At 55.1% G+C, this 25000-nt stretch carries 23 protein-coding genes; 4 read left to right on the top strand and 19 right to left on the bottom strand.

All coding sequences use genetic code 11. From position 1 onward, the window contains the following. Positions 1–40 precede the first annotated feature (40 nt). The 7 genes from E9954_RS04035 to E9954_RS04005 form a co-directional block, all read right to left on the bottom strand. Complete coding sequence (locus E9954_RS04035; protein WP_136077945.1) at positions 41–457, bottom strand: phosphoribosyl-AMP cyclohydrolase; 417 nt, start codon at positions 455–457, stop codon at positions 41–43. Next, the gene (gene hisF, locus E9954_RS04030; protein ID WP_136077944.1) at positions 454–1212 is read right to left on the bottom strand and encodes an imidazole glycerol phosphate synthase subunit HisF; all 759 of its coding nucleotides are present in this window, start codon (positions 1210–1212) and stop codon (positions 454–456) included. Before hisF ends, E9954_RS04035 begins: the two co-directional genes overlap by 4 nt. A gap of 73 nt (positions 1213–1285) precedes the next feature. Further along, the gene (locus E9954_RS04025; RefSeq protein ID WP_136077943.1) at positions 1286–2839 is read right to left on the bottom strand and encodes a sialate O-acetylesterase; all 1554 of its coding nucleotides are present in this window, start codon (positions 2837–2839) and stop codon (positions 1286–1288) included. Further along, positions 2839–4230, bottom strand: a complete 1392-nt coding sequence (locus tag E9954_RS04020; protein WP_136077942.1) for an alkaline phosphatase D family protein — start codon at positions 4228–4230, stop codon at positions 2839–2841. The genes E9954_RS04025 and E9954_RS04020 overlap by 1 nt, the downstream gene beginning before the upstream one ends. Beyond that, the gene (gene larC, locus E9954_RS04015; RefSeq protein WP_168441944.1) at positions 4227–5429 is read right to left on the bottom strand and encodes a nickel pincer cofactor biosynthesis protein LarC; all 1203 of its coding nucleotides are present in this window, start codon (positions 5427–5429) and stop codon (positions 4227–4229) included. Before larC ends, E9954_RS04020 begins: the two co-directional genes overlap by 4 nt. A gap of 279 nt (positions 5430–5708) precedes the next feature. Further along, positions 5709–6461, bottom strand: a complete 753-nt coding sequence (gene radC / locus E9954_RS04010; RefSeq protein WP_136077940.1) for a RadC family protein — start codon at positions 6459–6461, stop codon at positions 5709–5711. Between the two features lie 69 nt (positions 6462–6530). After that, positions 6531–6968 carry a dCTP deaminase/dUTPase family protein gene (locus tag E9954_RS04005; protein WP_136077939.1) on the bottom strand — a complete coding sequence of 146 codons (438 nt, stop codon included), beginning with the start codon at positions 6966–6968 and terminating at the stop codon, positions 6531–6533. Between the two features lie 155 nt (positions 6969–7123). Here E9954_RS04005 and purN point away from each other — a divergent pair, with 155 nt between their 5' ends. Next, the gene (gene purN, locus E9954_RS04000; RefSeq protein WP_222847045.1) at positions 7124–7732 is read left to right on the top strand and encodes a phosphoribosylglycinamide formyltransferase; all 609 of its coding nucleotides are present in this window, start codon (positions 7124–7126) and stop codon (positions 7730–7732) included. A gap of 2 nt (positions 7733–7734) precedes the next feature. Here the strand turns inward: purN and E9954_RS03995 are convergent, their stop codons facing one another. The 12 genes from E9954_RS03995 to E9954_RS03940 form a co-directional block, all read right to left on the bottom strand. Continuing rightward, positions 7735–9375 (bottom strand): non-canonical purine NTP pyrophosphatase, encoded by a 1641-nt coding sequence (locus E9954_RS03995; RefSeq protein WP_136077938.1) that lies wholly within the window; start codon positions 9373–9375, stop codon positions 7735–7737. Then, positions 9368–10354, bottom strand: a complete 987-nt coding sequence (locus E9954_RS03990; protein WP_136077937.1) for a beta-ribofuranosylaminobenzene 5'-phosphate synthase family protein — start codon at positions 10352–10354, stop codon at positions 9368–9370. Before E9954_RS03990 ends, E9954_RS03995 begins: the two co-directional genes overlap by 8 nt. Further along, on the bottom strand, positions 10338–11060 hold the full coding sequence (locus E9954_RS03985; protein WP_136077936.1) for a phospholipase D-like domain-containing protein: 723 nt from the start codon (positions 11058–11060) through the stop codon (positions 10338–10340). The genes E9954_RS03990 and E9954_RS03985 overlap by 17 nt, the downstream gene beginning before the upstream one ends. A 24-nt stretch (positions 11061–11084) precedes the next feature. Further along, complete coding sequence (locus E9954_RS03980) at positions 11085–12152, bottom strand: DNA adenine methylase (RefSeq protein ID WP_136077935.1); 1068 nt, start codon at positions 12150–12152, stop codon at positions 11085–11087. Further along, on the bottom strand, positions 12145–12924 hold the full coding sequence (locus tag E9954_RS03975) for a nucleotidyl transferase AbiEii/AbiGii toxin family protein (protein ID WP_136077934.1): 780 nt from the start codon (positions 12922–12924) through the stop codon (positions 12145–12147). Before E9954_RS03975 ends, E9954_RS03980 begins: the two co-directional genes overlap by 8 nt. Next, entirely contained in the window at positions 12921–13718 is a 798-nt protein-coding gene (locus tag E9954_RS03970) for a type IV toxin-antitoxin system AbiEi family antitoxin domain-containing protein (protein WP_136077933.1), read from the bottom strand. Before E9954_RS03970 ends, E9954_RS03975 begins: the two co-directional genes overlap by 4 nt. Positions 13719–14084: 366 nt before the next feature. Continuing rightward, entirely contained in the window at positions 14085–15623 is a 1539-nt protein-coding gene (locus E9954_RS03965) for a sodium-dependent transporter (protein WP_222847044.1), read from the bottom strand. Between the two features lie 15 nt (positions 15624–15638). Continuing rightward, the gene (gene infA, locus E9954_RS03960) at positions 15639–15860 is read right to left on the bottom strand and encodes a translation initiation factor IF-1 (RefSeq protein ID WP_136077931.1); all 222 of its coding nucleotides are present in this window, start codon (positions 15858–15860) and stop codon (positions 15639–15641) included. Between the two features lie 86 nt (positions 15861–15946). Beyond that, entirely contained in the window at positions 15947–17902 is a 1956-nt protein-coding gene (gene acs, locus E9954_RS03955) for an acetate--CoA ligase (RefSeq protein ID WP_136077930.1), read from the bottom strand. Positions 17903–17991: 89 nt separating this feature from the next. After that, positions 17992–19476, bottom strand: a complete 1485-nt coding sequence (locus tag E9954_RS03950) for a type IV pilus twitching motility protein PilT (protein WP_136077929.1) — start codon at positions 19474–19476, stop codon at positions 17992–17994. A gap of 74 nt (positions 19477–19550) precedes the next feature. Next, positions 19551–21803: a response regulator gene (locus E9954_RS03945; RefSeq protein WP_136077928.1), complete on the bottom strand. Its 2253-nt coding sequence runs from the start codon at positions 21801–21803 to the stop codon at positions 19551–19553. A gap of 185 nt (positions 21804–21988) precedes the next feature. After that, positions 21989–22237 (bottom strand): NifU family protein, encoded by a 249-nt coding sequence (locus tag E9954_RS03940; RefSeq protein WP_136077927.1) that lies wholly within the window; start codon positions 22235–22237, stop codon positions 21989–21991. 90 nt (positions 22238–22327) lie between these two features. Between E9954_RS03940 and E9954_RS03935 the strand changes: the two genes are divergently transcribed. From E9954_RS03935 to E9954_RS03925, 3 genes are all read left to right on the top strand, one after another. Continuing rightward, a complete protein-coding gene (locus E9954_RS03935) occupies positions 22328–23242 on the top strand; it encodes a DUF368 domain-containing protein (protein ID WP_136077926.1) in 915 nt (304 codons plus the stop codon). A gap of 109 nt (positions 23243–23351) precedes the next feature. Then, positions 23352–23987, top strand: a complete 636-nt coding sequence (locus E9954_RS03930) for a flavodoxin family protein (RefSeq protein WP_136077925.1) — start codon at positions 23352–23354, stop codon at positions 23985–23987. A 23-nt stretch (positions 23988–24010) separates the two neighbouring features. Continuing rightward, positions 24011–24847, top strand: a complete 837-nt coding sequence (locus tag E9954_RS03925; RefSeq protein ID WP_136077924.1) for a 3-keto-disaccharide hydrolase — start codon at positions 24011–24013, stop codon at positions 24845–24847. The last annotated feature ends 153 nt before the right edge of the window (positions 24848–25000 follow it).

The raw sequence follows: 25000 nt of genomic DNA, 5'->3' as shown, positions 1-25000 counted from the left end.
AGCAAGAGAAAATTACGCATTACGAATTACTCGTCATTCTTTACTCGTCGATGTTTTCGAGCTGGGTCGGGTTGGCGAGGTCGATCTTGCGGTAGTAGCAGTTGCGCGGCTCGCCCTTGGCGTTCTTGGTGTGGCAGATGCCGCCGCGGTTCGGGCGCACGACGAAGAGCAGCGAATTCTGCTCGCAGTTCACATAGGCTTCGAGCAGCTCGAAGGTTTCGCCGGAGGTCAGGCCTTTCACCCACAATTCCTGGCGGGAGCTGCTCCAGAGCACCAGCATCTTGCGCTTGAGCGATTCCTCGAACGCAATCTGGTTGATGTAGGCCACGAGGATGACTTCCTTCGTGTCGGCATGCTGCACGGCCACGGGGATGATGCCCTTCGTGCCTTCAACGGCCTTCTCCAACTTGTTCCAATCCAGCGCCAGTTCCAATCCTTCTTCAAGTTCCTTGCTCATAGTCTCACCTCTATACCCTTTGATTTCATATATTCCTTCAGCTCACCCACCGTGAGCTCCCCAAAGTGGAACAGCGATGCGGCCAGGACAGCGTCCGCCTTCCCCTCCGTTACTGCGTCCACAAAATGATCCTTCGTCCCGGCCCCACCCGATGCAATGACCGGCACGTTGACCGCTTCGGATATCGTGCGGGTCAGCTCCAGGTCGTAGCCGTCGCGGCATCCATCGCAATCCATGCTGGTGAGCAGGATTTCCCCCGCCCCGCGCCGGGTTCCTTCGATCGCCCATTCGATGGCGTCTAGCTCGGTCGGGTTGCGCCCGCCGTGCGTGAATACGCCCCAGGTGCCGTCGCCGTTGCGTCGAGCATCGATGGCGAGCACGGTGCACTGCGACCCGAACGATTCGGAGCATTCGTTGAGAATGTCGGGATTGTTGATGGCCGCCGTATTGAACGAAACCTTGTCGGCACCGGCGTTGAGCATGCGGCGCACATCGGCTGCCGTGCGGATTCCGCCGCCGACGGTCAGCGGCATGAACACCTGCTCGGCGCAACGGCGGACAATATCCACCATCGTGTCGCGCCCGTCGCTCGATGCGGTGATGTCGAGGAACGTCAGTTCGTCCGCGCCCTGGGCCTCGTAGGCCTTGGCGCATTCCACCGGATCGCCCGCATCGCGCAAGTCCACAAAATTCACGCCCTTAACGACGCGCCCGCCCGTTACATCCAGGCAGGGTATGATTCGTTTTGCCAACATAAGTCCATTCCCCAAATCTCAAAAGGTCGTGACGATATTGGAGGAAGGGGAAAAACGCAAACGGGTTTTCGGGCTATTCCCCGGTGGATGGCCAATCGTCGGTGCGGAAGGGCGAAGCCGGGAAACCTTCCTTGTTGAACAGGTTGCAACCCACCGGATTATCCGCCCAGGCATAGCGAACCGCTACCGGATCGGAAACCTCGGGGGAACCGACCACGACCGTTTGGCCCACAATGGCGGCCTGCGCCGCAACAAATTGCTTGTCCGCGCCGGCAATGGCAAAGGTTTTCAGCGGCGCGGCGCCCTGCTCCACCAGGCCGGATCCAACATCGTCGAACGTGATGACGATCTTGCCGCCTTCCTTTTTCATCGATTCATAGATCGGGCCACCGGCCACCACCTCCATTTTGTAGGTTTTTGCCAGGGCCTGCCGGGCCAAGCGGTAGCCTACGGCCTGCTTGTCGGTCGGATGGATGTTTTTCTCCATGCCCACGTCGATCGTGACGGCGATTCCAACGTTTGGAACTTCTTTATGAAAGTTCAGGAAGCTTTCGCGGATGAATGCCCAGGCGGTGTCTTCGACCGGCAACTCCTGCGGTTTTTTATAGTTCACCAGCTGCACGGCGTAGAACGGGAATTCGCTGTTCCAATCCTTGCGCCACTGCACCACCATGTTTTCGAGCAGGTCGCGGTAGAGCATCGCCCCTTCGGAGGTTTTCGCATTGCGCTCGCCCTGATACCAGATGGCGCCGCGCATCCCATAGGGAACCAGCGGGTGGATCATGGCATTGTAGAGATTGGCGGGATAGTTCTGCGATTGCTTCGGATCGGTCTTCGGCTGCGGGCGGCGCGGCGCCTTCTTGCCCTCCGCCTTGGCCTGCTTCACCTTTTCCACCCACTGCTCCAACGCCCTGGCCTGCTTCGCCTGTTCCGCAGCCGGATCAAACCTGCCGGCTTGTGCATCCAGGCCGGCCTTGTATTCCATGACGGACGGGAATTGCTCCATGGAGGCGATGGGCGTCCAGGCCTCGACACAGGTGCCCCCCCAGGAGGAATGCAGCAACCCCACCGGCACGCCCAGCTCCTTATGGATTTCGCGGCCAAAGAAATAGGCGGTGGCGGAATAGCCGCCGACGGTTTCCGGCGCGCAGACCTGCCAGCTTCCGGAACAATCCGCCAGCGGTTCGGTGCTGGTCGTGCGGGCCGTCGTAAACATGCGGATCAGCGGGAAATTGGCCGCAGCCTGCTCCTTTTCAAACTGATCGGCCCCCTTGACGGACATCGCCATGTTCGACTGCCCGGAACAAAGCCAAACCTCCCCGACGACAACATTCCCGACTTCCACCACATCGGCACCGGCCTTGACCACCAGCACCTGCGGCTTGGCGGACGCCTCCATTTTTTTGAGGCGAACCATGAACTTACCATCGGCACCGGCTGTGGCGTTTCTTTCCTGCCCGGCAAAAGAAACGGTCACTTCCGCCCCCGGATCGGCCCAGCCCCAAACGGCCACCTTTTGATCGCGTTGCAGCACCATTCCATCCGCAAACACGGTTGCGAGCTTGAGCTCGGCAAAACTTGAACATCCCATGGCCCATACGGCCAGCAACACCATCCATCCACGCATTAGATTTCCCCCTGGTTCACATCTTCATTGCAAAGCTTGCCATCCACATCGTAGTGGCGCGCCGTTAAAACCGGTTTCCCGTCGCGACGGTCAACGCCGATCGTCATGAATCCACCCTGCACATTCAAATAGCGGTGTTCCGGCAGCACGTTGCTGTTTTTCCATCCACCCGCATGTTTGTTGGAGGTAGGCCCGCACGAAAACTCCTTCACGCCGATTTCGGCATCGACGGAGACATATTGCCAATGCCGGTCGCCACAGGCCACGAACATGTTTTTCTGCGACGCGATAAACGCGCGAATTTCGTCGCCCTCGTGCTTGAAACCAACATTCGCATGGTTGTCGTTCTTGTTGCCGCGGTCGGGGCCGACGACCGGTGTCGGGCTGATCAGCACCTTGAACGTCGCATCGGATTCCTTGACCGTGCGGAAGAACCATTCCTTCTGCTCCTTGCCCCAAATACTTTTGGCCGGCCCGTCCTTCATCGTGTTGGGGCTGCGGAAATCACGCCCCTCCATCAACCAGACCTGTAGATCCTTGCCCCAGCGAATGGTGCGGTAGTTTTTATCGAGCACCGGGAAATGCTCGCGGAACAGCTCAAGCCCCTGGTTCCAGGTCAGCTCTCCGTAGGCCTGCTCCGGCCACGCATCGTTTTTGGTGGTATCGTGGTCGTCCTTGATGAAATAGCTGGGCATGGAAGAATGGAACGCCACTTGGTTGGGCAGGCCATACATGCGCGCCATCTTGAAACGGGCGTATTCCAGGCTCGTGGCGTAGGGTTGCGACTTGTCGTAGTATTCGATGTCGCCGGTATGCACGAAGAAATCCAAGCCAAGCTTTTGCATGTGTGGATAGATCTTGTGCCCCTTCTTCGCGTCATCACGCCGGTTAAAGTCCTGCCCGGTCACGACAGCAAACGAAACATCCGCACCCTCACCGACGGGCGGGGCGGTCTTGAACATTCCATTGAAATGAGTTCCTGAGTCCGACTCCATTCGAAGCGAATACTCCGTTGCCGCTTTCAATCCGGCCAACTCAAACTTGGCGGTGAAATCAGTGGTGGCATCCACTGATTTCCAATCGCTGGCAACCTGCTTGCCATCTTTCTTCTGCCAGACCAACCGAACCTTGCCGGGAGCCCCGGAAACCGCGCCCTCCATATCGGCGAGCGCTTTGCCTTCGGGCAGCTGCTTCGAGGCCGGAACCACATGGGCTTTGCTCTCGATAAACTTCGCTCCGACAATATTCAGCGCCGGTTCCTGGGTCAACCGCGTCCAGATGATCGCCGAATCCTGATCCACCTCGCCAATCTTGATGCCGTTGGCAAAATAGGTTTCCGCCGAAGCCCCGGCAACAGCCAATAAACATAATGCAATCGATATCAATTTCATCTGATTTCCTTTTTAGCCGCCTCGTAAACTTCCCTGACTGATACACCGTTGATTGATGCCCGTGCCCGGCAATCGTCGATCTCCGGCGAAGCCGTAACCACCTCACCATGGCGTCTGCCAACTTTTATCCGAACAGCACCAAACGGGGTTTCCACGGTTTGGAAACTACGCTCCAGCACCGTCCGCCTGGACAGATGCTCGCGAATACCGAAGGTAGTCGACTCCGCAAAAACCAGATCCAGCATCGCCTCACGATCCGATGGCAGACACAGCACCGTCAGCAGAATTCCCTGCCGCTGCTTCTTCATGAAGACCGGCGTGGTGTAGACATCCAGCGCACCGGCCTCGAGCAGTCGATCGAACAGGCAGCCGACCAGCTCCGGCGTGGTATCGTCCAAATTGCACTCCAGCACCAAAACCTCATCCACGGTTTGATCCTCCGCCGACTCGTAAAGCGTTGCGCGCAGCAGGTTGGGCCGGCCATTCAGTTTCCTGTGCCCAAAGCTGTAGGCGATTTTTGCAGCCTTGCTTCCGGAGATAGGAGCCGCCGCCGTCCGCCAGCTGGAGATCAGCGCCGCCCCGGTCGGGGTGACCAGCTCGAACGGTTCATCGACATCCTGCACCGGAAATCCTTCCAGAAGACGCAATGTGGCCGGTGCAGGATTCGGATAGGTTCCATGGGCGCATTCGATCGTTCCGTGCCCCTGCGGCAGGCTTCGGATGGACACTTCATCAACGCCCAACTTATGAAGGGCAAGGCAGCAACCGACAATATCGACAATCGAGTCCATCGCGCCAACCTCATGGAAGTGGATCTTTTCAATATCCACGCCGTGGATCGCCGCCTCGGCCTCGCCGATACGCTGAAACACCTTCGCGGCGTTGGTCTTCACCGGTTCCGGCAACGCGCTATCCCCAATCAGTTTCAGGATCGTACTCAAATGGCGGCCATGATGGTGGTCGTGATCATGCCCATGGTCATGATGGTGATGATGGTGGTGCCCATGGAGCTCCACCTTTGCGCGGATGCCGCTCATTCCCTGCTCGACGATTTCATCCGCCACGATCTCGAACGGATCAACCTTCAGCGACTTCAGCTCATCGTTCAGTTCCCCGACCGGAACGCCCAGTCCAACCAGCGCACCAAGGATCATATCCCCGCTCGCCCCGCCAATGCTTTCAAAATGGAGTGTTTTCATAATGCCCGGGAGCATGGCAGGTTTTGAGTTTATCGCCAAGCCTCTAGCAGACCATCAGCAGGCTTGCACGATCCTCGATGATCCGAACCGGCGGGGTATCGGCCCCCGCCCTACACCCGCTCGTGTAGCCGCGATCCTCGATCGCGGACCATCCGCACCGGCGGGGTCTCGGCCCCCGCCCTACATCGTCCTGTGTAGCCGCGATCCCCGATCGCGGAGCATCCGCACCGGCTGGGTCGCGGCCCCCGCCCTACAGGAATCGTGATCGGTGATCGCGGATTATCCAAACCGAACCAGCCCGGCCTCGCGCAGGCTGAGGAAATCGGTCGAGTTGTGGTATTTGCGGTGGCCGATCACGATGTGGTCGAGCACCTTGATGCCCATCACCTCTCCCGCGCCGATCAATTGCTTGGTGATTTTAATATCCTCGGACGACGGCGCCGGATCCCCGGAGGGATGGTTGTGGGCGAGAATGATCGATACGCAGGAGTGTTCCAACGCTTTCTTAAACAGTTCGCGCGGATGGACGAGGCTGCTCGTCAGGGTGCCTTCACTAATCTTTTGAGGTTCGCCGATGAGCCGGTTCTTGGCATCGAGCATCAGCGCCCAAAAGACTTCCTTTTGTAAAACGCGCGCGCGTTCGCGCAGTACGGCGGCAGCCTGCTCGGGCGTAACCACCATCGGGCTCTCGCCAACACTCTCGCGGGTCAGCCGCTGCGCCAGTTCCATCGCCGCCTTGATCATTTGTGCCTTCACCGGTCCGATGCTGTTGATTGCCTGGATATCCTTCACCGACGCCTTGGCCAGCGCCGTCAGCGAGCCAAAGGCCGAAAGCAACCGCTGGGCAACCTCCACCACGTTCATGCCCCGGGTCCCCGTGCGGAGAATCAACGCCAGCAACACGGCATCGGAAACATTTTCCGCCCCGACACGCTCGAACTCCTCGCGCGGACGCAGTTGCGCCGGCATGTCGCAGACACGAAAGTTATCTTCGATTACGGTGTATTTAAGATGTTCGTTTTTATCAGGCATTGGGTTTTCGTGATGCGTGACGATTGAGCCTTGATTCTTTTCTCACGTCTCAACCGTCACTTTCCTGCCTTATTTCCCGGTGGAACCAAACCCCCCGGCTCCGCGCGTGGTTTCGGAGAGTTCCTCCACCATTTCGTAAAAGATCGGGGTGCAGTCGCAGGCGACGACCTGGAAAAGGCGTTGTCCTTTTTCAGCGGTATAGGTAAAATCCTTGATGTTGTCGCACATGGCCATGAGCTCGCCGCGATAGCCGCCGTCGATCAGGCCGAGGGAGTTGGCCATGCGCAGCGGAGTTTTGGAAATGCTCGAACGAGGCATCAGGAAATAGGCGCGGCCATCCTCTGGCTCGCAGGCGATGCCCAGCTTGATCGGTTTGGTTTCGCCGGGTTCAATGGTGATGTCTTCCAAAACATAGAGGTCGAGTCCGGCATCGCCTTCGTGGAAGTGGCCATGGTCGGAATAGATTTCGCGTGCGGTGTCATTAAGCGGTTTGATTTTCAAATGCATGTATACCCTCTGATTTTCATAGTTAACAAATTCGACGCATATTATCTTTGCTTCCGAATTTCATAAACCACTAATCTCCACTAATTCACACTAATCCCATACACAATTAGTGCAGATTAGTGATAATTAGTGGTTTAAGTTATCTGGAGTTTAGCATGTTGAAATTGGCGATATTCGGATCGGGATCGGGCACCAACTGCCAGGCGATTATTGATGCCATCGAAGCGGGAACGCTGGATGCGGAGATCAAGTGCGTGCTGGCCGACAAGAAGGATGCCTACATTCTCGAACGCGCCCGTAAACACAATATTCCGGCGATCTATTTCGACTGCGCCCCGTTCAAGACCAAGCTCGACGGCGAGGCCGAACAGAACGTGCTGAAGATTCTTGAGGAGCACAATGTCGACTTCATTGCCCTCGCCGGCTTTATGCGGATTGTGAAAGACGGCCTGCTCAACGCATTCGCCGGGCGGATGATCAACATCCACCCCTCCCTGCTACCCAGTTTCCCTGGCCTCGACGGCGGAAAGCAGGCCTTCGACTATGGCGTCAAGTTTACCGGCTGCACCGTCCATTTCGTCGATGCCGGCGTGGACACCGGTGCCGTCATCAACCAAAGGATGATCGCCATCGAAAACGACGACACGCTCGAAACGATGATGGAAAAGCTCCACGCCCAGGAGCACATCGCCTACCCCGAAGCCCTCCAGTGGATCGCCGAGGGGCGGATTCAGTTGGATGGGCGACGGATTACGCTGAAATAATCCTATACAACGCGAGCGAGCTTTGTTGCCAGGCTCCTCCCGGTAGCGGATAAAGCGAAGCGAACAACGCCGTTATCGGGAAACGCTCGATAGTAAGGATGGCTTCTAAAATTGAAGTAACGGCTGACATTATCCTTTTCTGTTTGGAATCGATTCTCTGTAAATACTCGATTTATTCCCTTGGATATCTCTGTGGTTGAATATGCCTCGCGCTCATCAGCCACAAGCTCATCGATCAGAAAGAACAACAGAATACGCCCCTCCAAGTTGTGCTCATACTTGGTTATGAATTTCGCTTTCTCCAGGTCCAATGGGGTTAGGCGCAAAGAAAAAACCGTCTCAAACTGTCTGTAGAATGCCTCGAAACGGCCATTGTTTTCCACACGGTATTGGCTTTCACCCTCGACTACCCCCAGCCCCATGTCTGTCTGCAATCCATCGCGCTTTTCAAATTCACTCAGAGAACGGAGGGCATCCTCACGTCCTCGTTTATCGCTTCGTTCATACCGAATGGCCGTATCTGCCTCAAGAAACACAGTCCGAACATCACCGGCACCGCTATACTGTTCCTTGAAAATCCTGATCTCATCAGGCGAACGTAACCCAGTAATAACAACATCCGGAAGATCTGTTCGGTCAATTTCAGATAAAACACCATCCACCACCGTTTCCGGAAATTGTTCCAGTATTCTACAAGCAAAAAGCTCCAGTGGCACCGATGACGTATACCCATGGCGCTGGTGATATGCATGCCGCATGAAATCACTCGCTTCAATGTGGTGGAATCCCATATTCCGGCTTAAATATTCACCAATGGTGGTTTTCCCTGAACATGGATACCCCGACACCAGAAACAGATGGTTTCGGGCGAACGAAAAAAGTGCTTGTTTGCCCCGCCGCACCTTCCGGGCTTTCTTTTTCTGAACCAAGCCTGTTTCTAACAACCACTCAAACATGTTGCCTATGGATTGCTGACGGAAATCGGCAGTTGTGGCCTCGTCAATTGGAAGCATACTGATTGGAACCTGACTGCCATTGGGAACAAACCACTTATTAAACGTCTTGTTATCGAGCCAAGGGAATATGGGGTTGATTTCAAATTCATATTCCTTATCAACAATGCTTCCCGACGATTCGCCCATGAAACGAATAAAGGATTCCCCAACCCCAACCTTCAAGCCCTCTGGCCGGGGTATATGCAGACAGACATCCGAACGAACGGTAACCCTTCGATCATTACCCGCCTGTTTCAGCAAAGCGTCTAATTGATCGAAAGAGGTTTCCTTCATCCAATATTTAACATCCGTACCGGGGAACTCGTTTTCGGAAGAACTCAAGGCATGGATGATGACCGACGTGTCTTCAATGAAGAACAGTGAGTCGTAATAACTGGCTCCCAGAGGCATTTGATCGAACAAAAATGACTCATCGTCCTTTTGGGAATTCATCGGCACACCGGCCATTCGCCGAATGCCGTCTTTAAGGCTCTGGTCAAGCAGTTCTTCACGCCCGTCAATGCGGGGTTCCGAATAGGCCGCACCGTAATAATCCTGCTTCCTGATGTGGACATCCAGATTACGGGCTATGTGCCGGGCATGACTAAGCTTCACCAGATTGGAGGTCAGAAAATAGATGTCAGCCATCCTCAACCTCCCGGCCTGAGTTCCGCACAGAGGTTGAAAGCCATTCGCAGGTGGGCAGCTGCTTGCGTAATGCTTCTATCTTCGTTGGAACATCATCCCCAAGGAAAAAGAGTCCCGGCCCCAAGCTGCTCATGCCAACAGCCAAAGCACCGGCATCATAAATCGCATCTTCGACCTGCTGCAGCCGCTCGCCATAAAGCGTACGCTCCCCTTTTTTCCATGCCGTGCGCTGTAGGGCACGAACGGCACCGCAAAAGCGGCCAAAGTCCCGTTCTTTTACAGAAGCCGTGATCCCATATACCGAATGATACAGGATTTCATGGATGTCGCAGGCCGGAAGCGGACAATGGCTACGGAAAAAATGCTGTTCTTCCAACTGGGTCTTAAGCGGAATCTGCCTGGGAATACAAACACCGATTTCCCATTGGGGCATTGGCATCTGAATCAATGCAAGTGAGGGATCATGCCCGGTTCTCGAATGCGACGGGGCAAAATCCGACCCTTCCGCCGCATGCCCCACATCAAAAACAAACCCGCCATCAAAGTAAGTATTGATCCCAATACCCGATGTGCCTCCTCGCCCTGATGCCACAACAAGTTCTTCACGCGATGCTTCCAAATTGAACAGATGGGACATTCCCTCAAGACAAGCCAAACGAATCGCCGTACTCGAACCAAACCCTCCGTGTGTCGGGGTGGAACCGCCGACATGAATGCGGACACCTTGCGCAATCTTGTTGTTGCTTATGAAGCCGCCAAGCAAGGCCTGCAGTTGCTGGATCTGTATCGTCTCAAACGGAAACTCGCGAACATCTTGAATATCGATTCCCGGCTCGGAAGAAATGGAGAACTGAATATCCAACGAAGGCGCATTCAACGCAAAACCAATCCCCCCATTCACCCGGTATCCAGCATGGCCCATTCCGATCAGGGAAAGGTGTAGACGGGAAGGACATATCACACTAAATGCTGTTTGCATTACCCCATTCACTCTCGAAATATTCTATATAAGGTTTAGCAAAACTACTTTTCTTAAGAGTATGAACAGCCGGAGAATCTTTGCTTACTACATCGGGGAATACCGGACCCAAAAGACAATCATCATCTGATATGAATATGCTATGTGCAGGTGAATGATTGAAGACGCGCATCTCTATTGTTCCAGTTCTTGTCTCTGCTGCTATTTGGGTTATTCGTTCTATAGATTTTGAAGCTCGTACTTTATCTGCTTCGGATAAATAGTTTTCATGTGGAACCAAAAAGCGCACGTTTACACCGCGTTCAAGAGCTTGCAATAAAGCCTGGGAATCTCCTCTGCGAGGATGAGCAAAATCATCAACAAACCTCGACATCGTTATGCCCGCACAATCAATCGAATGATTTGCCTCAGCCACCAGTGACTCGTAAAAACCCTTTCCCTCACGATAAGGAAGGATTCGCTTAATCCTCAACTGCTTAAGCTTTAACAACTCCTTGCTCTTCCGCAAATCAAAGCACAGTTGTAGCAAAAGAATTACGCACCCCGTGAGAAACCCTGACAGCAATGGAGCAGATGTTTCGTCACTCTGACGGTAAAGAATAAATAATATTAGAGCAGTTACTAACACCACCCCCAGAACGACAGATTCCCAATATATATTCAAGAATCCAGATATTAAACTATACGTTTTCTTAAACACCATCATGCTTCCCCTTCTCCATGCACAAACTTATTCGGCGATAAACAATACTTCCCTATTTTTTGAGGCATTTCCGTTCTGATGATTTAATGCATATTTATAGTGGCATGTTTTCGTACTAACCCTCCGCCCATGCCTTTTCAGTTGCTTGCGCAGGAATTCGACGGATGGTATCCCGCCTTTTTTATACGAGATGGCAATTATGCTATCCCGGAACTTCTCAAAGAGCAAATCATAGGATTCATAGATGCTCTCCTTGTCAATCCATCGATTTTTCTGTTCAGGTGCCATCCGGAAATTAATCGTCTCGCGATCAATCAGTGATTCCCATTCCGAAAACCGCGCCAGCCCCTCTAGAAAATGGTAGCAACGGAGATAGTCTGACGTTTCATTGCCTCTCGTGTTAAACAGGTACGGGGGATCAATATATACGAGATCTACATTCACAGGGGCATCCAGAGCGTCAAAACAAGTTGATCGGCACTTCTCCTTGCCAACAAAAACGGCGCTGTTGATTTCCTTAATGTATCGTGTCATCAACTCCTCGAAGGGCCGCTCCCAAGTGGTCTTGTTTCCGAAATTTCGATCCACCTTGGCCAAGCGGATGCTAAGGTTTGCGCGATGAAAAAGATTGAAAGGTCGCTTAACAAGACACGCCTGGAAAAGAGCATAATAGGCGAGCGCTTGTTTATAAGATCCCGCCCTAAGCTTACGGATATTTCCAGCAACGACCTCTAATTCGCAGTTTTCATCCTCCGTGTAATAGATGCCCTTGAAGTTATTGCGGATGAAATCCGTTTCCGGAACCCCGGTAAAAAGATTGTTGATTTCTGCCTCGGGGAAATGGACGTTGTCATTTTCAATCAGGGCTTTTCCTATCAAATGGTTGAACTGTAAATGGTCATTATAGACCACCCTTTTCCCCATTTGCTTAAACATAAAGCTAACACTTCCCGTACCACCAAACAGATCAAGCACACTGCCATACTCCAACCCTGAAAGATGGTTCTGCATCCAAGGAAGCATTTTCCGCTTGCTCCCACGATAACGAGTCGTTGGGAAATCTTTAAGGTCTATGGTTGGAGCAGCGTTATTCATTCGTAATCCCAAGAAAATTCAGGTTCATGTCCTCAAGCTCTATTGCGAGTTCCGGCCTCAGCAGGTTTCGGATGTCTGCGAGGAAGTCGGGGTGGTTGACCTTCTCCTCGAGATTGAGCTGTAGCTGGCGGTTGGTGACGGGGGTGCCGTCGTTCGTCATGATCGTACGGAATGCATCCATGACACGCGGCCAGTCGATGTCGGCCTTTTGATCTGCGTACCAGAGATCGAACAAGTCGCGCCCCTTTCGGCGCTGGTAGAGCGCGCGAACCTTGGTGGCGAGCAGTTCCTCCAGCTCAAACGTGGTTAGCTCCGCCATCCCGGAAAACCACGGTGAGTCCACGTCATAGTCTTTTTTGATGGATCCAAATACAAAGTCGTGTTCCCGGCAGTTAATCTCGACCTTCAACCGCATTCGGATCACCGGTTCCACCTCGGTTTCAAAACGAAAGATGAGTGTTGTATTTCGATCCTTCTGCTTGATATTAGGAGGTTCTAAATAGTTAAGCACTTCACGTAAGCGGTCTATGACAGCTCCGATGGGTTCGGGACGGATCTGAACCAGATCGATGTCCTCCGAATATCGCGGTGCGGGAGAAAAATAGAGCTTGTGTAGTGCCGTTCCGCCACGAAAGGCCAAGGAGTTTGACAGCAGCTTATCGGAATATATATCAACTAGTGCGCGGGAGATGACGAGATCCTGCTCAACCTGTGCATCGCTGATCCAAGGCGCATGCTGTTTCCAATGGGTTATATAGGCGCGGGGAATCAAAGTTCATCCTCCAGATCGGCATTGACGTTTATCTTCCACTTGGAATCAATCGGGCAATTGCCGTTTTTCACTCCAGGAACGAGGGGAATGTGGAAATAATCCCGTTTTTCCAACACACTCATCACCGCCGCTCCCAATTCACCTTCTCCAAGGACCACATCCAGAATAAAACCCAGACGCTGAACGGGAGCGGTATGGATATCTACCCCGATCATCCTTGCAAGCCGCACCCCGTCCATCAGTTCAATGAGTTCTTCAAGCACAGGAACAACAGCCGCAACTCCGCCGCATTGGCGATAATAGATGAGTAGGTCTATTGCGGTCAGCTCCGGAGAAGAGAGCTCGAAATAGCCCGAGGGCGACTTTCTCTTTTCAATGCCCATTGATGGAAGGACCGACTTAACAGGAAAAACCAGATTGAGTCCCTGAACCTGTATGGAACGGATCGATGGCTTTGAAATGATGGTTGCAAAGCTCTGAGGTTGCTGATGCGCAGCACCGTGCAATGCCGAGGCTGATAGAAGGCCAACATAATATGTGCGACCGATATGACGCATTAAGTCATCAATTATCATCTCAGGCGGCAACATGCCCCGACTTTTGTACTCAGGCGGGACAATGACATAGAAACCACCCCGAAGAGGCTGGATCTTTCCCGCCCGTGCCAAGCGATGAAGGGATTGCCGCAACGCATCGTCGCCAACATCGAAACGGGCACTGATTTCGGAGCGCGAAAAACTGTACCGACCGGTGGATAACAGCTCTTCAACAAAATGGTCTATATACGCCTTCATTAGTTTTCGTTTGCAATATGTATTACTTAACAATCTATTTTGCAAACGAATACTAGCCCTGGATCGCCATGAATCCGGTCAACCGTCCGGGGTGCTCCAAACGAGCGGGATGCTCGTTCTACACCACCAGGTGGTCCTCTTCGGGTTCGTGGGTGCGGGCGCGTTTTTCGCTGCTTCACGAGCGCACGAAAATGAAGGAGATGATGCTTCCGCCAGAAACCCACCGAGGTTCATGACAAGCAAAGCCAGTCCAGCCCATCAGGATGGAGAGTCGATGGTGCCCATCAGATGATGTTCATCCGCCGCAGTCCCCCGACCACCAGGCCGAAGACGTCAAAGAGGACAATAACGGAGACGGGGAGAAGCCTAGACCAACAGGTGGTCTTCCTCGGGCTCGTGCTCGCGGCCGAGTTTGGCGCCGCTCCAAGGATAGCGCATGAGGATGAAGGAAATGATCAGGGCGGCGATCAGCCAGCCCAGGCCGATGACGAGAAGCGCGATGGTGGAATAGCCGCCATAGTTTTCGGAAAATTCGCTGTAGAGCGCAAAGCCGATTACCAAAATCAGAATGGCCGGAGTGACGAACTTGACCAGGATTTCCCAGCCTTTGTTCAATTTGACGCCCCCCGCCTGGTCCACATGTTTCCGTGCGATGGCGGCCTTGAGCACCCATCCGACCAACAGGCATTCGAAGATGCCGCCGGTGACGAGGCCATAGTTGTTGACGAAGTGATCGACGATATCGAGGATCCACAAGCCGGCGCGGGTGGTGAAGACCACGCTGCCGAGGCAACCCAGCACACAAACCCACGTGACGGTCTTTTTGCGGTCAAAATCAAATTTATCAATCAGGGAGCAGCAGAAGGCCTCGACCAACGAAATGGCGGAGGAGAGGCCGGCCATGATCAGCACCAGGAAAAAGAGCATGCCGAAGATGGTTTGCCCGGTGGGCAGCTGGTTGATGGCCTCGGGATAGACCACGAACGCGAGGCCGGGGCCGCTCGTGATGGCCTCGGCGAACGGTACGCCCTTGGAGGCGGCCATGAAGCCGATGGTGCCGAAGACGGCGAAGCCCGTCAGGAAAGAATAGAGGCAGTTGAGCACCGACGTGATCAGGGCGTTGCCGACAATGTCGGTCTTTTTGGGCAGATAGCTGGCGTAGGCAATCATGATGCCGAAACCGAGCGAAAGCGTGAAAAAGATTTGCCCGAACGCCTCCACCCAGACCTTGCTGCCGGAGGCGGTGAATGGATTGATCTTGTCCCACCGGGCGGTGAGATAGTGCTCCTTGATGGCGGGCCAGGCCCCTTCCAAACGCAACGCCCAACCGATGAGCACCAGCGTGAGCACCACCAGCAACGGCATGAAGATCATCGAGGCTTTCTCGATGCCATGGTTCACCTCGCGAAAGCAGATGGCCCAGCTAATGACCCACGTCAGGACGGTGCCGGCCAGGATCGGCCAGCGGATGCCGCCGAGCTCGAACGGCGAATCGGACACCTGCAGGAAGGTGTTCATGAAAAAGTCGCCCGTATCCGCGCCCCACGCCTGGTTCACGGAAAAACAGAAATAGTTCATGCACCAGCCGATGACGGCGGCATAGAAGAGGTTGATGCCGAAGAAGGCGATGGTGGGCATCCACCACCCGATCGTTTCCCAGCGGCGGTCGATGCGGGCGAAGGCCAGGGGCGGTGCCGCCTTTTCGCGGTGCCCCAGGGTGTATTCGAGGATCATCAGCGGAATGCCGGCGAGCAGGAGGGCGACCACGTAGGGAACCAGGAAGGCGCCGCCTCCGTTTTCGTAGGCCATGTAGCCGAAACGCCAGATGTTCCCGAGCCCGACCGCCGATCCAATGGCGGCCAGCAGGAAACCGACCTTGCTTCCCCACAGACTCCGCTGAGACATGATGGAATTCCTCCGCTAGTTGCGGTGGCGGAACGTGATGCGTCCCTTTTCCAAATCGTAGGGGGAAATTTCGACGGTCACGCGGTCGCCGACGGCAATACGGATGAAATGCTTGCGCATTTTCCCGGAAATGTGCGCGAGAATTTCGTGCCCGTTTTCCAATTCGACACGGTACATGGTGGCGGGCAGTACTTTTTTAACCACGCCTTCTGCTTCGATTGCTTCTTCTTTCGCCATAAATGCTCCTTCTGAAAATTGACAGGTGGAGCATGCTACACAGTTAAAACGGCTTTGCAACCTTTACCCTTTGCGCTTTTACGAAATCATAGCCCCTTTCGCTTCTCGATCAAAAGTTCGACGACGGATGGATCGGCCAGCGTCGAGATATCGCCCAGCTCCCCGGTTTCCTGGCTGGCGATCTTGCGCAGAATGCGGCGCATGATTTTGCCGGAACGCGTTTTCGGCAGGCCGGGTGTGATCAGGATCTGGTCGGGAACGGCGATGGGGCCAATGTGGGTCCGCACCTCGTTGCGCAGCTCGCCGATCAGCTCGGCATCGGCATCGAAGCCCTCCTTGAGGATGACGTAGGCAAAAATGCCCTGCCCCTTGATCTCGTGGGGGAAGCCAACCACGGCGGCCTCGGCGCAGCCAGGATGGCTGACGAGCGCGCTTTCAACTTCGGCCGTCCCCATGCGGTGCCCGGACACATTGATGACATCGTCCACGCGGCCGGTAATCCAATAGTAGCCATCCTCATCGCGCCGGCAACCATCGCCGGTCAGATAATAGCCGGGGAATGGATCGAGGTAGGTTTGGGCAAAGCGCCGGTGGTCGCCCTGGATGGTGCGCGCCATGGAGGGCCACGGACTCTTGATGGCCAAGAGGCCGGACACCCCGTTGCCCTCGATCTCGTTGCCTTGGTCGTCCAGCAGCACCGGCACGATGCCGAAGAACGGGAAGGTCGCCGACCCCGGCTTGGTGTGCGTGGCCCCGGGCAAGGGCGTGATCATGATGCCGCCGGTTTCCGTCTGCCACCAGGTATCCACAATATTGCAGCGCCCCTCCCCAACCACGTTGTAATACCAGTTCCAGCTCTCGGGGTTGATCGGCTCGCCCACGCTGCCGAGCACGCGCAGGCTGGAGCGGTCGTACCGTTTCACGAATTCGTCGCCGAGGCGGGCGATGGCGCGGATGGCGGTCGGGGCGGTATAGAACTGGGTAATCCTGTGCCGTTCAACCATGTCCCAGTAGCGGCCGGCATCGGGATAGGTTGGAATCGATTCAAACATGACCGTCGTTGCCCCATTCGCCAACGGGCCGTAGACCACATAGCTGTGCCCGGTGATCCACCCAATGTCGGCCACACAGGCAAAAACATCGTCCTCGCGATAGTCGAAAACATAGCGATGGGTCAGCATGGCATAGAGCAGATATCCCGCGCTCGTATGGGAGATGCCCTTCGGCTTTCCGGTTGATCCGGACGTATAGAGCAGGAAGAGGGTATCCTCCGAATCCATGTGCTCGACCGGGCAATAGGGGCGCTCGTTTTTCATGGCTTCGCCGAGGTCGATATCGCGTGGCTCATAGAACGGAACCTTGCTTTCGGTGTGGCGAACCATGAACACATGCTCGACGGTCGGGCAGGCCATCACCGCTTCGTCCACCGGACGCTTCAGGGGAATGGTCTTTTTGCCGCGCCGCCCTTCGTCGGCCGTGATGACCGCCTTGCAGCGCGCATCCTGGATGCGGTCGCGAAGCGCCTCTGCGCTGAAGCCGGCAAAGACCACGCTATGCACCGCCCCGATCCGGGCGCAGGCCAGCATGGCGAAGGCCGCCTCCGGAATCATCGGCATATAGATCGCCACGCGGTCACCTTTACGGATGCCATTGTGACGCAGCACATTGGCCAGCCGGCAAACCTCCCGGTGCAGCTCGCGATAGGTGATTTTCCGCACGTCGCCGGGTTCGTCGCCTTCCCAAAGAATGGCCACCTTGTCGCCGCGGATGGAAAGGTGCCGATCCACGCAGTTGTGGCAGACGTTGAGCTTTCCACCGAGAAACCAAGCCACCATGCCGCTGGCCAGGTCGCAATCGCTCACCTGCGTGAATTGGTGGAACCAATCAATCTGGACTTCGGCCTGGCTTCCCCAGAACGCTTCCGGGTTTTCCAGGCTCTGGGCATACATTTTTTCGTAGCTGCCGTGGGAGGGATAGAAGGAGCCGTCACTTACCCGGGCCGGCGGAGCAAAGAGTTGCGAAACGCTGGATCGATCTGCCATCAATATACCTCCGTGGTTGGAAACGAAGATACATTATTAACATGATCATATTTAAGGTAAATAAAAAATTCGGCTAATAACCGGCCGGTCTAGGCCGATTCGCCGCGGAGCGGAATCCCGCGCTTGAAGAGGTTCATATAGCGCAGGATACGGGCCGACAAATCCTTTTGCTTATTGGCCTTGGCCACCTTCAACGCCTTTTTCGCCCACTCGCTGGCTTCGCCAAAATGCTGCAACTCGGCATACGACGCCGCAATGAGCATCAGGGTCAAGGCATCGTTCTGCCCGGTGAGGTCGAGCAACTTCTGGGCATATTCCAAGGATTCATGCCCATTGCGTTCGTCCGGATTCTCATCCGTGGCGAGGATCAGGACCAGCTCGCGCAGGGCGGCCGTATCGCGGGGATTGATGTGCAGCTTTTTGCGGGCCTTTTCGCTTTTGGAGACGTTTTCGGACTCTTCCTGATGCATGTCGATATCGTCGAGGGCCGAACGCGACAGATCGAGTGCGATCTTTTCCTCTTGAAACTTTTTCTGGAGGAACGGTTTGTCGATGGCGTTGCTGTAGGCTTCCTCCGGACTGATAATCCCTCGCTTCACGAGACTCAGCAGGTCGTCGGCAAACGTGCACATGCCGACGTTTTTGCCGGTCTGCATAATGGATGGGATCTGGTGGGTCTTTCCTTCGCGGATGTTGGCCGCGACGGCCGGGGTGACCACGAGGATTTCGCAGGAGGCGATCCGCCCCCCGCCAATCCGCTTGCAGAGGGTCTGGGCAATGACCCCCTGGAGGGAATCGGCCAGCATGGTGCGAATCTGGTTTTGGCGGTCGGCGGGAAACTTATCGATGATTCGATCAACCGTTGTTGCGGCGGTGTTGGTATGCAAGGTGCCAAACACCAAGTGTCCGGTTTCGGCGGTTTCGATGGCAATTTCCATGGTTTCGAGGTCGCGCAGCTCCCCCACCAGAACAATGTCGGGGTCTTCGCGGAGCGCGGCACGAAGGGCATTGGAAAAACTCTTCGTATGCACGTGGACTTCGCGTTGGTTGACCAGGCAACCGAGGGAGCGGTGCTTGAATTCCACCGGATCCTCAACGGTGATCAGGTGCATGCGGCGTGTGCGGTTGATCAAATCAACCATGGCCGCGAGCGTAGTGGACTTGCCACTGCCCGTCGGGCCCGTAACGATGACGAGGCCTTTGTTCAGGAAGCAGAAGGAGCGGACGCCTTCTGGAATGTTCAACTCCTCAAACGTGGGAACGCGCGACGGAATCTGGCGCATCACGCTGCCGATCCCTTCGTGATCCATGAAAATATTCACGCGGAAACGGGCGGTTCCGGGGAGCTCGTAGGCAAAGTCGGTATCCCACACCTCCTCCAACTCCTGGATATTGCGCTCGGGTGCAAATTCGTAGAGCAGCTCGCGCAGCTCTTCATCGGTGAACTTTTCGGTTCCGCGCTGGAATTGCATTTCACCATCAATGCGGTAGCAGGGCTGGTGGTTCGTTGAAAGATGGATATCGCTGGCGCCCTTTTCGAGCATTTCTTCAAGATACTGATCGATTCTTTTCATCTGGGACCCCTACTAAACAGATCATATCTTAAGCAACTTCGGTGCCAGAGCCTGAAGTAAACGGGAAAAAGAAGCTATCCTTGCTTGCCGATCTCGCGTTGGATGGTGCGGCTCAGCTCGCGCCAGTCGATGGGCTTGGCCATGTAGGCGGCATGACCGAGGTTCTTGAGGTCTTCGCCATCCACCTTTTCCATGTAGCCACTGCAGAGGATGGCAGGAATGTCCTGCCGAACGTCCAGCACCTTCTTGATCAGCTCATGGCCATTGGCCTCTGGCATGCTGTAGTCGGTTACCAGGGCATCGAACCCATTGGGATTCTGCATGAACGTCTCGAACCCGCGCTTGCCGTTGGTGGCCGTGACGACCGAATAGCCGAAGGATTCGAGAATCTCGCGCCCCATCGAGAGCACGGCTTCGTCGTCGTCGACAAACAAAATGTGGCCATAGCCCTCGGGCGTGGAAAGATCCAAGGCTTGCTTTTCCTGTTCGACCGTTTCCAAAAGCAGCGGGAAGTAAAGCGTGAACGTGGTGCCCACCCCCTCTTCGCTATCGACCGTGATGGTGCCACGGTGCTTCCGGACAATGCCGTGGACGATCGAAAGACCGAACCCCGTCCCCTCACCCTTTTTCTTGGTGGTGAAGTAGGGTTCGAAGATCCGTTCGAGCACCTCGGGGGGCATGCCGCAACCGGTATCCTTCACCATGATGCACGCATAGAACCCAGGATCAAGATCAATGGCCTGGTCGTCGGCCCTGCGGCCATGCAGCTCAACCTGCTTGAGTTTCACGCTCAGGGTACCCTGGCCTTCCTTGCCCAGCGCATGCGCAGCATTGGTGCAGAGGTTGATCATCACCTGTTGCAATTGCGTCGGATCGCCGTGGATGGCGCCGCATTTGGGATCGATATCCAACTTGAGCGCAATGCTCTTCTTCATGGTGGTCTGCACCATGCTGAGCGAATCCTCGATGATCGACTGGAGTTCGAGCGAAGTGAACTCCTGTTCCTCCTGGCGGCTGAAGGTCAGGATCTGGCGCACCAGCTTGGTTGCCCGGTCGCCGGCCTTCACGATTTCCTTGAGATAGCCATAGACCTTGCCGTCTTCCTCGACCGAGTTCATGCAGAGTGCAACATAGCCAAGGATGGCGGTGAGGATATTGTTGAAGTCGTGCGACACACCACCGGCGAGTTCACCGATGGCGTTCATTTTCTGCTGCTGGCGCAGGTGTTTTTCGATTTCGCGCTCCTGGGTGATGTCGCGGCTGATCGCGACATAGTTGACCACTTTCCCTGAATCGTTTCGAATCGGATAGATCACCGCCTCCTCGACATAGAGGTTTCCATCCTTTTTCCTGTTGGTTAGCTCGCCCCCCCAGGTGTTTCCGGAGGAAATGGTTTCCCAAAGCTTCTCGAAAAAGGCGTCGTCGTGCTTTCCGCTTTTCAAGATGTCGAGATGCTGGCCCAAGACTTCGTCAAGACGATAGCCCGTTGTAGTTTCGAACGCCGCATTGGCATAAAGGATGGTGCCGTCAACCCCCGTGATCATGATCGATTCGGTGGACTGCTCGACCGCGACGGCGAGGCGGCGCATCTCCTGCTCCATTTCGATGCGCTTGGTGAGGTCGCGGCAGATTCCGATCATGCCGGTGGATCCGGCGGAGGATTCCAGATAGGGAATCTTGATGGTGCTGTGGTAGACGTCGTGCCCCTCGGCGCTGTTCACCCAACCTTCGGTTTCGAAAATTTCGCCATTGGCCAGGACGCGCAGGTCTTCCATATGCGACTGCTGCGCCTGGGCCGGCGGCAGAACATCGGATGCCGTACGGGCAAAAATATCGTCGAAATCGGTACCGACGAAGCGCGCGTAGGCGGCGTTGCAACCGAGGTAGAGGCCGCGGCTGTCCTTCATGTAGATCGGGTCGGGAATGGAATCAATCAAGCAGTGCATCAAGGCTTGCTGCTCGACCAAGCGGCGCCCAACCTGGATGCGGGCCAGCAATTCGCCACTGTCGAACGGCTTCTTGATGAAATCGTCGGCCCCCGCCGAGAACCCTTCGAGCACGTCCTCCTTGTCGCTCTTGGCGGTGAGCAGAATCACGTAGATGGGAATCGCCGAATCGATTTCGCGGATCTTGCGGCACACCTCGATGCCGCTGAGGCCGGGCATCATCCAGTCGATCAGCGCAAGCTTGGGCGGATCGTCCTGCTGGAGCACCTCCCAGGCCACGTCGCCGTTTTCGGCGGCAATCACATCGTAGCCCGCCTTCGTGAGTGTTTTTTTTAGCAGGGTACGGGAGAACGCGTTGTCTTCGGCAATCAGAATTTTCATCTACAGGTCTCCATGCATGGCCGAACCCCTCTTGAGCAAGGCGTAAATCCAGCTACATGGACGCAGATAGTTGCAAATCGCCGACAGCGGTTCAATTGTTTTCACCTTTTTACATGACCAAAGAAAAACGCACCGGCAAAACGTATTGCCGATGCGCAAAAGTATACAGCCGAATACCGGTCCGACTACATGTGGACGGTATCGTCGATCACTTCCTTCACTTCCGGAACGCGTTCCTTAAGGAGGGTCTCGATTCCGTTCTTCATGGTCATGCGTGCGCCGGGGCACCCTTTGCAACCGCCTTCAAGCTCCACGAACACCACGCCGTTTTCAACCTTGGTTACCAGTGCGCCACCGCCGTGCGATGCAAGGGCAGGTGCAACTTCCTCTGCCATGATGACATTGACTGCGTCCATAATTTCCTGATCTGTCATGATTGATTCCTTTCTTGGATGAAATTGACTTCAAGTTGCTTAATCCCTACTACTTTCCTCCGACTTTAACAAGACAGGGGTTCGACTTTCATGATCGACTACATTTCCAACATGCTCAAGGGCGCGCTGATGGGCGCGGCCAACGTGATTCCGGGCGTCTCCGGCGGTACCATGGCCCTGCTGACCGGTATCTTTGAAAAACTCATAAACACCATTAAATCCTTCGACACGAAAGCCATCAAGCTCGGATGCACCTTCAAGTTCAAGGAGTTGTTCGAGCATATCGACATCAAGTTCCTCTCCGCCATCGGCATCGGTGTGGTGGCCAGCATCCTCAGCGTGGCCAGGCTGCTGGAATACCTGTTTGAAAGCCACGCCCTCTATGTGTGGTCGTTCTTTTTCGGTCTCATCCTCGCCTCCGTCTACTTCGTTGGCCTCAGGATCGGCAAGCGCAGCGGGTCCGTGGTTGCCCTGTTCATTCTCGGCACCGCCGTGGCTGCGGCCCTCGCCTTCCTGGAACCGGCCGAACAGAATGCCTCCATCCCCTACCTGCTCATCTGCGGCGCAGTGGCCATGTGCAGCATGATCCTGCCCGGCCTCTCCGGCTCGTATGTCCTGCTGCTGATGGGCAACTACCAACTGGTGATGATCGACGCGATCAACAATTTCGACTTCAAGGTCCTGATCCCCGTTGGCATTGGCGCCGTCGGCGGTCTCGTCGTCTTCGCCCGCCTGCTCTCCTGGATCTTCAAGAAGTTCCACGACCAAACCATTGCGCTGCTCACCGGCTTCATCTTCGGTTCCCTGGCCATTCTCTGGCCCTGGAAAACACCGGATATCAAAACCTTCCAGGATGGGGATGCCATCAAGGAAAAAGTGGTCGGCTATTTCTATCAGCTTCCCGAACTCAATGCCGAAACCGGCATCGCCATCGCCATCATGCTCGCCGGCATCGTTATCATTGCCCTCGTCGAAACCATGGCCGGCAAGCTCAAGACCACCTAAGCGCCAAGCCAGAATCCAGAAGGAGTAGCGGCACTTTTTGAATGACGACTCAAGACGCTTTGAGTTGCCTCTGCCGCATAGAAACACCCGAAAACAGAAGGAAGACAAGATGAACGTTGTTGGATTCAATGGAAGCCCCCATGAAAACGGGAATACGGCACTCGCAATGAAACTCGTTTTCGGCGAACTGGAAAAAGCCGGCATCGAGACCGAGCTGATCCACGTCGGCAAGGAAAAGCTGCGCGGATGCATGTCCTGCCACGCGTGTTTGAAAAGCCAGGACGGAACCTGTGTTTTCGACGACGACCCGGTGAATGGGTGGATCCAGAAGATGGCCGAAGCCGATGGCATTCTGCTCGGATCCCCGGTTCATTTCTCCGGTGTTGGCGGCACGATGAAATCGTTCCTCGACCGGGCCTTCTATGTTGCGGGTGTTAATGGAAACCTATTCCGCCACAAGGTAGGCGCCTCCGTTGCCGCAGTCCGGCGCTCGGGCGGACTTCCCACGGTTGATGCCATGAATAAATTCATCAACTACGCCGAAATGATCATGCCCGCCTCCAACTACTGGAACGTCGCCCACGGATTGAGGGGCGGAGAAGTCGAACAGGATGAAGAGGGCGTGCAGATCATGGAGGTTCTGGGGAAAAACATGGCTTGGATCATGAAGCTGATGGAATACGGAAAAGAGCACATTCCTGCGCCCGAGCCGGTGGCCAAAGCCTGGACCCATTTTATCCGCTAGGGCTAATCCGGAACAGGAAAGCAATGACCTTCAAACAAACGAAAACCAAAATCGGCATGCTCGCGGCACTCCTGATCAACGTGATGGCGATCGGCGCCGAGACGTCCAACGAGGGATGGATACAGCTATTCAACGGCACGGACATCGATGATTGGATCGTGAAACTGAACCATCACGAGATGGGCGATAATTTTGGGGATACGTTTCGCGTCGAGGACGGCCTTCTCAAGGTGCGATACGACAAATACGAAGAATTTGGCGAGCGCTTCGGGCATCTCTACTACAAGCAGCCATTCTCCAACTACCATCTGGTGGTCGAGTACCGCTTTGTCGGGAAACTGCATGAGGGAGCTCCCCAATATGCCGACCTCAACAGTGGAGTGATGCTGCATGCCCAAAACCCGAAAACAATCCTGAAAGACCAGAACTGGCCCATCGCCGTCGAATTGCAGTTCCTTGCCGGGCAACCGAACAACAAACCGAGGGCAACCGGCAATGTCTGCACACCGGGAACCCATATCGTCTACAAGGGTGCACTGACCGAAAAGCACGTTGTTCAGTCGACGGCCGAAACCTATCCCCCCGGGGAATGGGTACGTGCCGAAGCGATTGTTGACGGTAGCAACCGCATTGTCCACATCATCAACGGGAAGAAGGTGCTCGAGTATTCGCAACCCCAAATCGGCGGAGGCGTCATTGCCGGCTATGATCCGGATCTGTTTGTGCTAGGCAAGCTGTTGACGGAAGGATTCATCGGCCTTCAGGCCGAGGGCCAGCCGATCGACTTCCGCAAGGTGGAACTGAAGTTGCTCCAACCAGACCGGCGGGATAAGCCCTTGCCAACCACTACCGATCAATAAAAGACCCCGAGCCGTCACTACTTCCGTGAGTTGCAAATGGACGTTCTCCACATCGTCCGGACGTGCGATAAAAGTCTAATTAGAATTCACGGCCGTCAATTCTAATTAGACGGTAGCGGGATCGATTCGCTCTTTTATGGAGTAAATCGGGTG

It is taken from the genome of Pontiella desulfatans (genome assembly GCF_900890425.1).
Lineage (GTDB): Bacteria > Verrucomicrobiota > Kiritimatiellia > Kiritimatiellales > Pontiellaceae > Pontiella > Pontiella desulfatans.
Note: the sequence above shows the minus strand (reverse complement) of the source record. Positions and strands in the feature narration are given on the sequence as shown.

Coding starts and splice junctions, on each gene's coding strand:
- E9954_RS04035 (WP_136077945.1), bottom strand. CDS start 457: ATGAGCAAGGAACTTGAAGAAGGATTGGAACTGGCGCTGGATTGGAAC.
- hisF (WP_136077944.1), bottom strand. CDS start 1,212: ATGTTGGCAAAACGAATCATACCCTGCCTGGATGTAACGGGCGGGCGC.
- E9954_RS04025 (WP_136077943.1), bottom strand. CDS start 2,839: ATGCGTGGATGGATGGTGTTGCTGGCCGTATGGGCCATGGGATGTTCA.
- E9954_RS04020 (WP_136077942.1), bottom strand. CDS start 4,230: ATGAAATTGATATCGATTGCATTATGTTTATTGGCTGTTGCCGGGGCT.
- larC (WP_168441944.1), bottom strand. CDS start 5,429: ATGAAAACACTCCATTTTGAAAGCATTGGCGGGGCGAGCGGGGATATG.
- radC (WP_136077940.1), bottom strand. CDS start 6,461: ATGCCTGATAAAAACGAACATCTTAAATACACCGTAATCGAAGATAAC.
- E9954_RS04005 (WP_136077939.1), bottom strand. CDS start 6,968: ATGCATTTGAAAATCAAACCGCTTAATGACACCGCACGCGAAATCTAT.
- purN (WP_222847045.1), top strand. CDS start 7,124: ATGTTGAAATTGGCGATATTCGGATCGGGATCGGGCACCAACTGCCAG.
- E9954_RS03995 (WP_136077938.1), bottom strand. CDS start 9,375: ATGGCTGACATCTATTTTCTGACCTCCAATCTGGTGAAGCTTAGTCAT.
- E9954_RS03990 (WP_136077937.1), bottom strand. CDS start 10,354: ATGCAAACAGCATTTAGTGTGATATGTCCTTCCCGTCTACACCTTTCC.
- E9954_RS03985 (WP_136077936.1), bottom strand. CDS start 11,060: ATGATGGTGTTTAAGAAAACGTATAGTTTAATATCTGGATTCTTGAAT.
- E9954_RS03980 (WP_136077935.1), bottom strand. CDS start 12,152: ATGAATAACGCTGCTCCAACCATAGACCTTAAAGATTTCCCAACGACT.
- E9954_RS03970 (WP_136077933.1), bottom strand. CDS start 13,718: ATGAAGGCGTATATAGACCATTTTGTTGAAGAGCTGTTATCCACCGGT.
- E9954_RS03965 (WP_222847044.1), bottom strand. CDS start 15,623: ATGTCTCAGCGGAGTCTGTGGGGAAGCAAGGTCGGTTTCCTGCTGGCC.
- infA (WP_136077931.1), bottom strand. CDS start 15,860: ATGGCGAAAGAAGAAGCAATCGAAGCAGAAGGCGTGGTTAAAAAAGTA.
- acs (WP_136077930.1), bottom strand. CDS start 17,902: ATGGCAGATCGATCCAGCGTTTCGCAACTCTTTGCTCCGCCGGCCCGG.
- E9954_RS03950 (WP_136077929.1), bottom strand. CDS start 19,476: ATGAAAAGAATCGATCAGTATCTTGAAGAAATGCTCGAAAAGGGCGCC.
- E9954_RS03945 (WP_136077928.1), bottom strand. CDS start 21,803: ATGAAAATTCTGATTGCCGAAGACAACGCGTTCTCCCGTACCCTGCTA.
- E9954_RS03940 (WP_136077927.1), bottom strand. CDS start 22,237: ATGACAGATCAGGAAATTATGGACGCAGTCAATGTCATCATGGCAGAG.
- E9954_RS03935 (WP_136077926.1), top strand. CDS start 22,328: ATGATCGACTACATTTCCAACATGCTCAAGGGCGCGCTGATGGGCGCG.
- E9954_RS03930 (WP_136077925.1), top strand. CDS start 23,352: ATGAACGTTGTTGGATTCAATGGAAGCCCCCATGAAAACGGGAATACG.
- E9954_RS03925 (WP_136077924.1), top strand. CDS start 24,011: ATGACCTTCAAACAAACGAAAACCAAAATCGGCATGCTCGCGGCACTC.